The sequence below is a fragment of the Duganella sp. AC917 genome (genome assembly GCF_979258245.1).
On the sequence record NZ_OZ409848.1, the window covers coordinates 4,079,341 to 4,092,256 of the forward strand.

Here is a 12,916-nt window from a genome sequence, read left to right on the forward strand (position 1 = left end):
ATTAGTGACTTTCCTTGTTAGCTTGTTGCGATCCAATCAAATGCTGCACGACCCGTTCCATTTTCATGAAGCGGGAGCCCTTGATTAATACGGTTGCATTCGGTGCGACGGCTGCCTCCACGGCAGCCAGCAAGTCGCCGAACTGTTCAAAATGACGAATGGCGCCCCCCTTCATGTGGGATGCCAGTTCGCCGGTGGTCAGCACCTGTTCGATGCCTTTGCTGTGCGCATACGCGCCTATCTCTTCGTGGAACTCACGGCCTTGCGTGCCGACTTCGCCCATGTCGCCCAGCACCAGCACGCGCGGCGCGGCCGCTTTCGACAGCACGTCGATGGCGGCGCGCACCGAGTCCGGATTGGCGTTGTAGGTGTCGTCGATAACGACGGCGCCGTTGGCGGCTGCCTTCTTTTGCAGACGGCCGCTGACCGGCGCAAAGGTGTCGAGTCCAAGTTTGATCCGGTCCGGCGCGATGCCGGCGGCATACGTGCATGCCACGGCGGCCAGCGCGTTGCGCACATTGTGTTCGCCGGCCGCCTGAAGGTTGACGAAGAACTGTTCCGGTTCCGCGCCATCGTCCGAACGGATGGTGATGAACATCTCGCTGCCGAAGTCCCCCGCGCGGAAGGTGCAGCTGACTTCAGCGTCCTTGGTCAGGCCGAAACGGATCATGCGGCGGCCCGCCGACAGTTCTTCCCACACCGGGGTGAACTCGTCGCCATGCGGGAATACCGCCACGCCGTCGGCCGCCAGGCCGGCCAGCACGGCGCCGTTCTCGCGCGCGACCGCTTCCACCGTGTGCATGAACTCCTGGTGTTCGCGCTGTGCGTTGTTGACCATGGCGATGGTCGGCTCGGCGATGGCGACCAGGCGGCCGATCTCGCCGGGATGGTTCATGCCCATCTCGATGACGGCAGATTCCTGCTTCGCTTCCATGCGGAACAGCGTCAGCGGCACGCCGATCTCGTTATTCAGGTTGCCGCGCGTGGCCAACCGGCCTTCTTCGCCGTGAGCGGCGGCCAGGATCGCTGCGATCATCTCTTTGACCGTGGTCTTGCCGTTGCTGCCGGTGACGCCGATGACCGGCATGGCGAACTGGCGGCGCCAGTAATTGGCGATCTGTCCCAACGCGGCCAGCGTATCGGGCACCACCAGCGCCGGCAGCGTCCAGCCTTCCGGCAGCTCCTCGACCACGACAGCGGCGACGCCCTTCTCCGCGACCTGCGCGAGGAAGTTGTGGGCGTCGAAAACTTCGCCGCGCAACGCGACGAACAGAGAACCTGCGAATACATTGCGGCTGTCGGTCGACACGCCGGCAAATACAACTTCACCCGAGCCGGCGGAGGTGTTCACCAGCCGCGCGCCCGGGAGGGAAGGCAGAATCTGTGCGAGTGCTGCACGCATCAATTCGTCCTCATCATGGTTAAACGGGCCGACAACGCCAGCTGCGCGTGGTCGACATCTGAAAATGGCAGTTTCTTGCCCTTGATTTCCTGGTACGGCTCATGGCCTTTACCAGCCAGCAGAATCACATCCGGCTTGGCGGCGTGCTTGATCGCCGACAGGATCGCGGCCGCGCGGTCGTCCAGCGTCTGCACCGTCGAAGCGGGATTGTTACGGTCCATGCCGGCGACGATCTGCTCGATGATCGAATGCGGATCTTCGCTGCGCGGGTTGTCGCTGGTGACCAGCACGTGATCGGCCATCTGCGCGATCTTGCCCATTTGCGGGCGCTTGCCCGGATCGCGGTCGCCGCCGCAGCCGAACACGCACCACAGCTGGCCATTACGGTCGGTCGCGACGGCGCGCAGCGCCGCCAGCGTTTTCTCCAGCGCGTCCGGCGTGTGCGCGTAATCGATGACGATCATCGGCGCGTCCTGGCCGCCGACCTGCTGCATGCGGCCGGGGGCCGGACGCAGCGCCTCGACCGCCTCGATTGCGGCGCGCAAGCCCAGGCCTTTAGCGAGCATCGCGCCCATCACACCCAGCGCGTTGCTGATGTTGAAATGGCCGACCAACTTGGTTTTGATCAGCGCCACGCCCAGCGCCGACTCCAGATGGAATTCGGTGCCGGCGCTGCGGGTGCTGCGGAACTGGCTGGCGCGCAGCATCAGCACACCGTCGATGTCCGGCTGTGCGGCGGCGTCGCGCAGCGTGTAGCCGATCAGCGGAATGGTGCCGGAAAGTGCGGCGCCCAGCGGTGCCTTCGATTTCAGGTGCGCGATCAGGCGCAAGCCCATCGCATCGTCCAGGTTGACGACGGCCGTTTTCAGGCCGGGCCAGTCGAACAGTTTGGTCTTGGCCGCCTCGTACGCCGCCATGTCGCCGTGATAATCCAGATGATCGCGAGTCAGGTTGGTGAACAGCGCGACGTCGAAATGCATGCCCGCCAGACGGTCCTGTTCCAGGCCGATCGACGACGCCTCGATCGCCAGCGACCTGGCGCCCTGGTCGCGCAAATCGGCCAGTGTTCGTGCCAGCAGCACCGCGTCCGGCGTCGTATAGCCGGTGACGTCGTATTCGACTTCGCCGCGTGCGCGGAACACACCCACGCCCAAGGTGCCGATGACAGCGGCCGGTTCGGCGCCGCGCGACAAGGCCTGCCCCAGCCACACCGCGCTGGAGGTTTTGCCATTGGTGCCGGTGACGGCAACCGTGAACATCGCCGTATCCGGCTGCTGGTAAAACGCGTGGGCGATCAAGCCCGCATGCTGTTTCAGGTTCTCGACTGTCAGGTACGGCACGCTCCAGCTGTCGTTCCAGGTGAAGCCTGCGGGGTCCAGCACGATCAGTGCCGCACCCTGCTCGATGGCGCTGTCAATGAAGCCACGGCCGTCCACCACGTTGGCCGTATCGGCCGCAAAAGCAAAAAACACATCGCCCAGCTTGATGCGGCGCGAGTCCGACGCCAGCTGCGCGGTCGGCGCCAGCTTGCGGATCGCTGCCGCGATGGCCATGAAATCGGCCGACGGGTCGAAGTTAAAAGTCGTCACATGTTCTCCTGTGCTGCGGACTCGGGGATGATGATATGGGTCAGGTCCGAATCCGGCGCCACGTTCTTCGCGCGCAGGGCCTGCGCCGCCAGGGCCGAAAACACCGGGCCGGCGACGTCGCCGCCGTATTTCAGCGGGCCGCTTGGTTCGTCGATCATGACGGCGATGATGAAGCGCGGATCCGACATCGGCGCCATGCCGACGAAGTTGCCGATGTATTTGGTATGCGAATAGCGCCCGCCGATGAACTTTTGCGCGGTACCGGTCTTGCCGCCCACGCGATAGCCCGGCACCTGCGCCTTGACGGCGGAGCCGCCCGGCAGAGTGACCATTTCCAGCATCTCGCGCATTTGCGCGGCGGTCTTCGGGCTGATGACCTGGGTGCCGTGCGGCGCTTCATGCACCTTCTGGAACGACAGCGGGATGATGTCGCCGTCGCGCGCCAGCACCAGGTAGGCGCGCGCCAGCTGGATCAGCGACACCGAGATACCCTGGCCAAAGCTCATGTTGGCGTGTTCGATCGGGCGCCACGACTTATAGGGACGCACGCGGCCGGCCACGGCGCCGGGGAAGCCCCACTTGGGCTGCTGGCCGAAACCGAGCTTGGTAAACATCTCCCACAGATCCTGCGGCGTCATCAACATGGCGATCTTGGTGGTGCCGATGTTGGACGACTTCTGAATCACGGTCTGGACGTCGATGGTGTGGTTGGCGTGGGTATCGTGGATCACGCGGTCGGCGATCACCATGGCGCCGTTGCCGGTGTCGAACATGGTGTGCGGCGTGATTTTTTTCGCTTCGAGCGCCATCACCACCGGGAACGGTTTCATCGACGATCCCGGCTCGAAGGTGTCCGTCATCACGCGGTTGCGCAGCTGTTCGCCGGTCAGCTTGGAGCGGTCGTTCGGGTTGTAGGTCGGGTAGTTGGCCAGCGCCAGCACCTCGCCGGTGTGCACGTCCAGCACCACGGCGGCGCCGGCCTTGGCGTTGAACTTCTCGACCGCTTCCTTGATCTGGGTGAAGGCGATGTACTGGATCTTGCTGTCGATCGACAGGGTCAGATCCTTGCCGTCGTGCGGCTCGCGGATCGATTCGATATCCTCGACGATGTGGCCCAGGCGATCCTTGATCACGCGGCGGCTGCCCGGCTGGCCGACCAGCGTTTTTTGCTGCGCCAGTTCCATCGATTCCTGGCCCACGTCCTCGACGTTGGTGAAGCCCACCACGTGGGTCGTCACTTCGCCCTGCGGGTAGAAACGCTTGTATTCCTTGCGGGTTTGTACACCCTCGATGCCCAGCTTGACGATCTTGTCGGCCACGTCCTGCTCGACCTGGCGTTTCAGATAGACGAAGCCACGGTCCGAATCGAGTTTTTTCTGCAGCTCGGCGTTGCTCATGCCAAGCAGCTGCGCCAGTTGTTTGAGCTTGTCGGCCGGTGCGTTCTGCACGTCGTCCGGGATCGCCCAGATGGCCTTGACCGGCACCGACGACGCCAGCACCTGGCCATCGCGGTCGGTGATTTTGCCGCGCGTGGCCGGCAGGTCCAGCGTGCGCGCGTAACGGATCTCGCCCTGCTTTTGCAGGAACTGGGTCGACAGGCCTTGCAGCCAGGCGGCGCGCGCGGCCAGCGCGGCAAAGGCGAAGAACAGCACGAACAGCACCACGCGCGAACGCCATACCGGCAGACGAACCGCCAGTACGGGGTTCTTCGAGAACGGCACGCCCTTGGAGCGTGCTACGCGCGAGGTGTTCGCGCTGCTGCCGCGGCTCATTTCGATCCTTCCGGCGTCAGGTACTGCGTGCGCGCGGCGGTCAGCGGCGTCATGGTCAGGTCGCGGCGCGCGATCTCCTCGATGCGCGCATGCTTGCCCAGGGTCGACTGGTCAAGCTGCAGCTGCGACCACTCGATATCGAGCTGGCGCGCCTTCGACTGCGAGCGTTCCAGTTCGATGAACAAATGGCGCGCCTGGTACTGCGCGTTGACCAGCGACAGGCCGCAGCCCACCAGCAGCGCCGTCAGCACCAGGTTGATCTTGCCGCTCATGCCGCCTCCACGGACATCGCAGGAATCGGCAGGCGGCGCGCAACCCGCATCACCGCCGAGCGGGAACGCGGATTGGCGTCGACTTCGGCGTCGGACGGCTTCATCTTGGCCAGCAGCTTGAGCTCCGGCTGCGGCAAATCGACCGCGCGGATCGGCAGGCGCCGGTCCGGCTGTTCGACATTGGCCTTGGACGCGAAGAAGCGCTTGACCATGCGGTCCTCCAGCGAATGGAAGCTGATGATCGCGATGATGCCGCCCGGCGCCAGGCTGGCGTAGGCCTGGTTTAAACCGACTTCCAGGTCTTCAAGCTCTTTATTGATGAAAATCCGGATAGCTTGAAATGTGCGGGTTGCCGGATCCTTGCCCTTTTCCCGAGTCTTGACCGCGCCTGCCACGATGCCGGCAAGCTGTCGTGTGGTTGAAATTGGTTCGACTGCCCGGCGAGCAACAATCGCCTTTGCAATCTGAAAAGCAAACCGTTCTTCCCCATATTCTTTGATCACCTTTTCCAGTGTCTGTTCGGTTTCTGTGGCGAGCCACGCCGCCGCCGACATGCCGCGCGTGGTATCCATGCGCATGTCGAGCGGACCATCGTTACGGAAGCTGAAGCCGCGCGCGGCGTCGTCCACCTGCGGCGACGAGATGCCCAGGTCGAGCAGGATGCCGTCGACCTTTGCCACGCCACGTTCGGCCAGCGCCGCCGTCATCGTGGCAAAGCTGTCGTGGACGATGGTGAAGCGCAGATCGTCGATTTGTTCGGCGGTGGCGATGGCCTGCAAGTCCTTGTCGAAGGCGATCAGGCGCGCGTTGGCGCCCAGCTTCGACAGGATCAGCCGCGAATGGCCGCCGCGGCCGAAGGTGCCGTCGACGTAGACGCCGTCGGCGCGCGCGCCGTGCAGCGCCAGCGCGTCGACCGCTTCGTCAAGCAGCACCGTGCGATGCTGAAATTCAGGCACCGATGTTGATGTCATCACGGGACCTTAGAAAGAGAAATTGGCGAGTACATCGGGGGTGCCGGCTTCAATCGCCTGCTGCTCTTTTTCCGCCTGCTTGGCGGCATCCCAGATTTCGAAATGGGAGCCCATGCCCATCATCATGACTTCGCGCTCCAGGCCGACGGCGGCCCGCAGTTCCGGCGAAATCAGGATGCGGCCGGCGGTGTCCATTTCGACGTCGGTGGCGTAACCGAGGAATATGCGTTGCCACGCGCGGGCCTGCATCGGCCACTGGGCAATCTGTTGACGGTGCTGTTCCCACACCGGGCGGGGGAACAACATGACGCAGCCATCGGGATGGCGGGTCAGGGTGAGGCGGCCTTCGCATTGGATCGAGAGCGCGTCACGATGCTTGGCAGGGATGGACATCCTGCCTTTTGCATCGAGATTGATTGCGGACGCGCCTTGAAACACGGGATTACCTTTTGACCTCAATATGGTTAGCGGAGCATGACGAGCGACTTTCCCAGTTTCATCTCCCCCGCCGCTAAGTCAGAAGAAATTTCCCACAAAAAGACACTTTTTCACACAGGTGCCCACTTTAGTGGATGGGCGAAGGGCGGTCAAGCGCTTTCAGGCAAACGAAACTGGGATTTTATTAATGAAATTAAGGACTTAGCGTAATTCCTTGAAGCCAGCTAGAAATAAAATAACTCAACAAATTAAGCACTTATCGACGACTGTGAATGTGCAACCTCATCTACACACATGTGTATGCGCGCACTAAAGCGGTGAAAATGAATTCTCAAAATAATTGAAATATTTACATATAGTTGCAAAGCGCCAACATTGCCGTATCATATTGATAACTGATCAATAGATCGGCGAATGGCGCTGACAGTGGGGTGATTTGATCGGGGAGTGGTCGGATGTCGCGCCAGCAGCGCGATGACGGGGAGTATGAAACCTTTTAATAACTGCAACTTCGCTTTTGCTAGCCAATAACTGTGCATCGGCGAATGTATTTTCGACAAGCAATTTGTCTATACAAATTTATGACTGCCGCACTGCACCAAAAGCGTCATTATACGCCTGCGCCGGGGCCCGTTTCCAGCGCTTATACACATAAAAATCGGCGTAGCCTATAGCAAAATTATAATTTGTGTTGCCTACAGCTCAGCTCGCCCAGCCCCTCGAACGATCGACGGCGCGCGCCCACCCTGCCATCAGCGCGCCGCGCCGGTCGGCGCCCATCACAGGATCGAAGCGCCGCTCGCATGTCCACTGGGCGGCGACCTCCTCGCGGGTCTGCCAGAATCCCACCGCCAGGCCGGCCAGGTGGGCCGCGCCCAGCGCCGTGGTTTCCGTCACGCGCGGACGCACCACCGGCACGCCCAGCAAATCGGCCTGGAACTGCATCAGCAGGTCGTTGCGGGCGGCGCCGCCGTCGGCCCGCATTTCAGTGAGCGGAATGTCGCGGCCCGACGCCGCCACGTCCTTCTGCATGGCCGCCATCAATTCCGCGCTTTGATAGGCGATCGCCTCCAGCGCCGCGCGGGCGATGTGGGCGCGGTTGCTGCCCCGGCTCAGCCCCACCAGCGCGCCGCGCGCATACGGGTCCCAGTGCGGCGCCCCCAGGCCGACGAAGGCCGGCACCATGAACACGCCGCCGCTGTCGGGCACACTGGCGGCCAGCGGCTCGACGTCGGACGATTTGTCGATGATGCCAAGGCCGTCGCGCAGCCACTGCACGGTGGCGCCGCCCATGAAGACGCTGCCCTCCATCAGATATTCGGTGGCGCCGTCGACCCGCCAGCCGACGGTGGTCAGCAGGCGGTTGTGCGACGCGACGGGATGCTCGCCCAGGTGCATCAGCATGAAGCATCCGGTGCCATAGGTGTTCTTGACCATGCCCGGCGCGTGGCAGGCCTGGCCGAAGGTGGCGGCCTGCTGGTCGCCGGCGATGCCGGCCACCGCGATGGGCGCGCCGAACAGCGACGCCCTGGTCATGCCGACTTCCTCGCTGGACGACACCACTTGCGGCAGCATCTGCTCCGGAATGTCGAACAGGTCCAGCAAATCCTGGTCCCAGCGCAGCAGGTGGATATTAAATAGCAGTGTGCGCGAGGCGTTGCTGACGTCCGTCACATGGCGCCCGGTCAGCTTGTATATCAGCCAGCTGTCGACGGTGCCGAACGCCAGCCCGCCCTGGCGCGCGCGCTCGCGGGCCCCGGGCACGTGATCGAGCAGCCATTTCAGTTTGGTGGCGGAGAAATAGGAATCGAGTTCGAGGCCGGTGATGTCGGCGATGCGCCTGGCCTTGCCGTCGGCGCGCAGCGCGTCGCAGGCGTCGGCGGTACGGCGGTCCTGCCAGACGATGGCCGGCGCGATCGGTTCGCCCGTCTTGCGGTCCCACACCACGGTGGTCTCGCGCTGGTTGGCGATGCCGATGGCGAGGATCTGGCGACTATCAACCTGGTTGTCGTGCATGACCTGGCGGGCCACGGCCAGCTGGCTGTTCCAGATGTCGTTGGGGTCGTGCTCGACCCAGCCTGGCTGCGGAAAGTGCTGGGGATATTCGGCCGCCGCGCTGCCGCGGATCTGTCCCTGATGGTCGAACAGGATGGCGCGCGAACTGGTGGTGCCTTGATCCAAGGCCAGTATATATTTTTTCATCGGCACGTCCCCAGGTCGACACGGTATGCGCGTCGGTCCCGCGGCAGCCGCGAATCTGAATCTATATATATGTATGTAAGTTGAAGCAAGCCGATAGGCCGGATTTTGTTACGGCGCGGGCGAACCCGCGCTATGACAGCCATTCCTCTAGGCGCTGGATTACTCCAGCGCTCAAGCTTCCTACCCGCACGCTCCGCGAGCAGCATCATCGCGTGCCTATTTGGAATTGCACCAGGTGGAGGTTACCGCGTTTCACCGTAACTTAATACGCTCGTCTCTGTGGCCCTATTCCTCGCCTTATACCTTGGGCTTGCGCTTGCGGCTTTCAGCGGACGGCCGTTAACCGTCACCCCGCTCTATGGAGTCCGGACCTTCCTCCCGCCAGGCATTACGCGCTGGCCAGCGGCTGTCTGGCTTGCTTCAGGCGCTATTGTAACAGTGGGGCCGGCAAATCTGAAATTTGGTGTCGCCATTTGAAAAGCGCGGGTCCCTGACCGGCCGTAGAATCATGCTACCCATACCCTAAAGGCCAGAACATGACGCACCCAACCCGCACCGGCGGCCAGATCCTGGTCGACGCCCTGAAGATCCACGGCGTCGACACCGCTTTCGGCGTACCCGGCGAAAGCTACCTGGACGTGCTCGACGCGCTGCACGACTCGGACATCCGCTTCATCATCAACCGCCAGGAGGGCGGCGCCGCCTTCATGGCCGACGCCTACGGCAAGATGACGGGCAAGCCGGGCATCTGCTTCGTCACGCGCGGCCCCGGTGCGACCAACGCCTCGATCGGCGTGCACACCGCCTACCAGGACTCGACGCCGATGATCCTGTTCATCGGCCAGGTCGGCAACGACTTCATCGACCGCGAAGCCTTCCAGGAGATCGATTACCGCCGCATGTACGGCCAGATGGCCAAATGGGTGGCGCAGATCGACCGCGCCGAACGCATTCCCGAATACCTCGCGCGCGCCTTCCAGGTCGCCACCAGCGGCCGTCCGGGCCCGGTGGTGCTGGCGCTGCCCGAGGACATGCTGATCGATACGGCCGCAGTCGCCGATACGCGCTGCTACCAGGCGGTGCAAGCCTCGCCGTCGGCGGCGCAGATCGACGTGCTGCGCGCGATGCTGGCCAGCGCCAAGAAACCGCTGGTCCTGCTGGGCGGCGGCGGCTGGAACGCGCAAGCCTGCGCCGACCTGCAGCGCTTCGCCGAAGCCAACCACCTGCCGGTCAGCTGCGCCTTCCGCTTCCAGGATTTGCTCGACAACGCCCATCCCAACTACATCGGCGACGTCGGCATCGGCATCAACCCCAAGCTGGCGGCGCGCGTGCGCGAGGCCGACGTGATCCTCGCCATCGGCCCGCGCCTGGGCGAGATGACCACCGGCGGCTACGCGCTGATTGCCGCGCCGGTGCCGGCGCAGCGGCTGATTCACGTGCACGCGGACGCGCAGGAACTGGGCAGCGTCTACCAGGCGGAATTGATGATCAACAGCGGCATGCCGCAAATCGCGGCCATGCTGGCGGCGATGGCGCCGGTCGATGCCAGCGCCTGGAGCGGCATGGTGGCCGAAGCCAAGGCCGATCTGGCGGCATGGCAGCTGCAGCCGGCGATTTTCCAGGACGGCCAGGCGCCGCTGGACTTGTGGCAGGTGGTGCAACAGATCGACAAGATCGCCCCGCACGACACCATTATCACCAACGGCGCCGGCAACTACGCCACCTGGGCGCACCGCTTCCACAGTTATGGCGGCATGCGCACGCAACTGGCGCCGACCAGCGGCGCGATGGGCTACAGCGTGCCGGCCGGCGTCGCCGCCAAGATCATCGACCCGAAACGCACGGTGATCACCTTTGCCGGCGACGGCGAATACATGATGAACGGCCAGGAGCTGGCCACGGCGGTGCAGTACAAGGCGGGGGTGGTCATCATCGTGTTCAATAACGGCATGTTCGGCACCATCCGCATGCATCAGGAGCGCGATTATCCGGGCCGGGTATCGGGCACGGAGCTGCACAATCCCGATTTCGCCGCGCTGGCGGTGGCCTATGGCGCGCATGGGGAAGTGGTCGACAAGACGGCCGATTTCGGCCCGGCGCTGGAGCGCGCGCTGGCGCATGCCAACAGCCGCAATCTGCCGGCGCTGATCGAACTGCGCTACGACGGCAATCTGATCACGCCCGGCGCCACGCTCGAAACGATCCGCAAAAACGCCGAAGCGGCCAAGAAGGCATAGGCCGACGGCGTGGGTTAGCCAAGGGTCAAGACGGCGCCTGGTTCGACGGCGCCTCTTCCGCCTTCTCCTTGTTTTTTTTGGTATCCGGACAAACCTTGCAGGTGCCGGCCTTGCGTCCGAAATCGGTCACCAGCGGCAGCCGCATGGGCACCGCCTCGTCGCCGCAATAACCGCCGTCGAGCACCAGCGCCTTGCCGCCGTCGGCGATCTTGCCGCTGATGGTGCGCTCCTCCTCGTCGGGCGGGCGCACCGTGAAATACATCTGCCGTCCACGCGGATCGATATTGACGTCGCTCGCCACCACCGGCCAGCTCAAGCCGCCCGCCGTGTACTCGTACAGCACCGTATCGACCTCGGCGAAACGCTGCAGCGTGATGCGCTGGCCGCCGAATTCGCCGCTCTCGGCGTTGATGCACAAATCGGAAAACACCACCATGCCGTAACGCGGCAGGCCGGCATTGGCGGCCGGCTTGCGCGCCTTGGGCGCGGCCAGCACGGCGCACGAGGCGAGCAGCATGGCGCCGGCGAATGCGGCGCGTCGTTTCATCATCATGGTCGTCGTCATCAATAAAACCGCTTTCAGAAAAGAACAACGGCTGCACCAGGCAGCCGTTGTTGATACTAACTCTGAATGAACAGATTAGAAGCTGTGTTTCACGCCGATGTTGAAGGCTTTGTCGCCAGTACCAACTTCGGTGTTGTTGCCAACGGTGTAAGCTGCGCCGTTTTTGTTTTTGATTTTAGCGTACGCCAGGTAAGCGCTGGTGCGCTTCGACAGGTTATACGAGTAGCCAACGCCCCACTGGCTTGCGTCGTTGTTAGCGGCTTCTTTATCGTTTTTACGGATGTACGAAGCCATGACAACGCCGTTACCGGCTGGAACGGTTACGCCGACCAGTGCGTCAGCGCTGTCTTGCGACGCGACTGGAGCAACGGTGTAGCCGAACGGGTTGCTGGTGTTAGCCAAAGGCGCGCTGTTCTGGTTCTTGTCTTGACCGTAGGCTGCGAAAACTTTAACAACTTTGAAGTCGTAGTTCGCGGCGATCAGGCTGTTGTGGCCGATGTTGTTGGTTTTAACGGTAGCGGTGTCGTTGTTACGGTTGTTGTAAGCGACGGCAACGTTCAGAGGACCGTTGGTGTAACCGATCGACGCGCCCAGTTGACGCTGTGCAGCCGAATCATCAGCGGTTTCGCCCAGGCTGTACGAAGCAGCAGCCGAGAAACCGTACAGCGATGGGGTTTTGTACACAACGCCGTTGTCGTTGCGGGTCATGTTGCCGGCAACCGGGAACAGGTTTTTAGCGGTACCAGCGTAGCCCATTGCGAACGGGTCAGCCACGTCGCGCAGGGTTTCGTAGTAAGGGGTGTACTGACGACCGATGGTCAGGGTACCGGCGGTCTTCGAGCTCAGACCAACGTAGGCTTCGCGGTTGAACAGGCGGTTGTTGGCGTTGTCCAGCGAACCGTCGTCGATTTTAACGCCGGCTTCCAACTTGAAGATCGCGCTCAGACCGCTGCCCAGGTCTTCGGTGCCTTTGAAACCGATACGCGAAGCCGAAGCCACGCCGCTCTGTACTTTGGTGACGTTACCAGCAGCACCGCCGCGCTCGGAGGTCAGGCCGGCATCGACGATACCGTACATGGTGACGTTCGATTGCGCCATAGCTACGTTGCTCAGGGCGCCCAGGATGGCGATGGAGATCAGGGATTTTTTCATTACGTGTTTCCTTCAGTTGTGTTGCTGTAAAAAGGTATAGCTAGTAGTGCGGCTAAATACGGTGCTTATCGGCGTCACCAGCAGGCGCCGTATGTGCGTGAGGGCAAACTCCCCAGCTGCCACTGTGCGGTCCCATCAGGCGGAACGCGCTCACTTAAGTTGCGGCCGATTTAATCGACGCTCGCAGGTTCGCGGTGCTCAAACGCACCGGAGGCGGCACTATACTGATGCTAGTCGACTCCTTCAAGTACAAAAACGTTCATGCTGCAACGTCCATGTCCTTGTCAGATTTTCAAAACATCCGTATTTTAACGCA

General features: G+C 62.6%; 10 protein-coding genes and 1 other RNA gene. 1 reads left to right on the plus strand and 10 read right to left on the minus strand.

The annotated features are described in order from the left end of the window. Position 1 precedes the first annotated feature (1 nt). The 8 genes from ACZ0BA_RS17645 to rnpB all read right to left on the minus strand — a co-directional run bounded on the left by ACZ0BA_RS17645 (position 2) and on the right by rnpB (position 9,068). Positions 2–1,402 carry a UDP-N-acetylmuramoyl-tripeptide--D-alanyl-D-alanine ligase gene (locus ACZ0BA_RS17645; RefSeq protein ID WP_463452521.1) on the minus strand — a complete coding sequence of 467 codons (1,401 nt, stop codon included), beginning with the start codon at positions 1,400–1,402 and terminating at the stop codon, positions 2–4. Next, positions 1,402–2,955 (minus strand): UDP-N-acetylmuramoyl-L-alanyl-D-glutamate--2,6-diaminopimelate ligase, encoded by a 1,554-nt coding sequence (locus tag ACZ0BA_RS17650; protein WP_463454777.1) that lies wholly within the window; start codon positions 2,953–2,955, stop codon positions 1,402–1,404. Before ACZ0BA_RS17650 ends, ACZ0BA_RS17645 begins: the two co-directional genes overlap by 1 nt. 32 nt (positions 2,956–2,987) lie before the next feature. Continuing rightward, a complete protein-coding gene (locus ACZ0BA_RS17655) occupies positions 2,988–4,763 on the minus strand; it encodes a peptidoglycan D,D-transpeptidase FtsI family protein (RefSeq protein ID WP_463452522.1) in 1,776 nt (591 codons plus the stop codon). Next, the gene (gene ftsL / locus ACZ0BA_RS17660) at positions 4,760–5,035 is read right to left on the minus strand and encodes a cell division protein FtsL (protein ID WP_463452523.1); all 276 of its coding nucleotides are present in this window, start codon (positions 5,033–5,035) and stop codon (positions 4,760–4,762) included. The genes ACZ0BA_RS17655 and ftsL overlap by 4 nt, the downstream gene beginning before the upstream one ends. After that, positions 5,032–6,006: a 16S rRNA (cytosine(1402)-N(4))-methyltransferase RsmH gene (gene rsmH / locus ACZ0BA_RS17665; RefSeq protein WP_463452524.1), complete on the minus strand. Its 975-nt coding sequence runs from the start codon at positions 6,004–6,006 to the stop codon at positions 5,032–5,034. The genes ftsL and rsmH overlap by 4 nt, the downstream gene beginning before the upstream one ends. A gap of 9 nt (positions 6,007–6,015) precedes the next feature. Beyond that, complete coding sequence (gene mraZ, locus ACZ0BA_RS17670; RefSeq protein ID WP_090316576.1) at positions 6,016–6,444, minus strand: division/cell wall cluster transcriptional repressor MraZ; 429 nt, start codon at positions 6,442–6,444, stop codon at positions 6,016–6,018. Between the two features lie 702 nt (positions 6,445–7,146). Beyond that, positions 7,147–8,646: a glycerol kinase GlpK gene (glpK, locus tag ACZ0BA_RS17675; RefSeq protein ID WP_463452525.1), complete on the minus strand. Its 1,500-nt coding sequence runs from the start codon at positions 8,644–8,646 to the stop codon at positions 7,147–7,149. A gap of 78 nt (positions 8,647–8,724) precedes the next feature. Then, an RNA gene (gene rnpB / locus ACZ0BA_RS17680) (RNase P RNA component class A) lies at positions 8,725–9,068 on the minus strand. A gap of 114 nt (positions 9,069–9,182) precedes the next feature. On the opposite strand from rnpB, the gene ACZ0BA_RS17685 reads away from it, so the two are divergent. After that, positions 9,183–10,883 (plus strand): thiamine pyrophosphate-binding protein, encoded by a 1,701-nt coding sequence (locus ACZ0BA_RS17685; RefSeq protein WP_463452526.1) that lies wholly within the window; start codon positions 9,183–9,185, stop codon positions 10,881–10,883. A 25-nt stretch (positions 10,884–10,908) separates the two neighbouring features. Here ACZ0BA_RS17685 and ACZ0BA_RS17690 read toward each other — a convergent pair whose 3' ends face one another. Together ACZ0BA_RS17690 and ACZ0BA_RS17695 are read right to left on the minus strand one after the other, a co-directional pair. Continuing rightward, on the minus strand, positions 10,909–11,436 hold the full coding sequence (locus ACZ0BA_RS17690) for a hypothetical protein (RefSeq protein ID WP_463452527.1): 528 nt from the start codon (positions 11,434–11,436) through the stop codon (positions 10,909–10,911). A gap of 87 nt (positions 11,437–11,523) precedes the next feature. After that, positions 11,524–12,600: a porin gene (locus ACZ0BA_RS17695; RefSeq protein WP_463452528.1), complete on the minus strand. Its 1,077-nt coding sequence runs from the start codon at positions 12,598–12,600 to the stop codon at positions 11,524–11,526. Between the last annotated feature and the right edge of the window lie 316 nt (positions 12,601–12,916).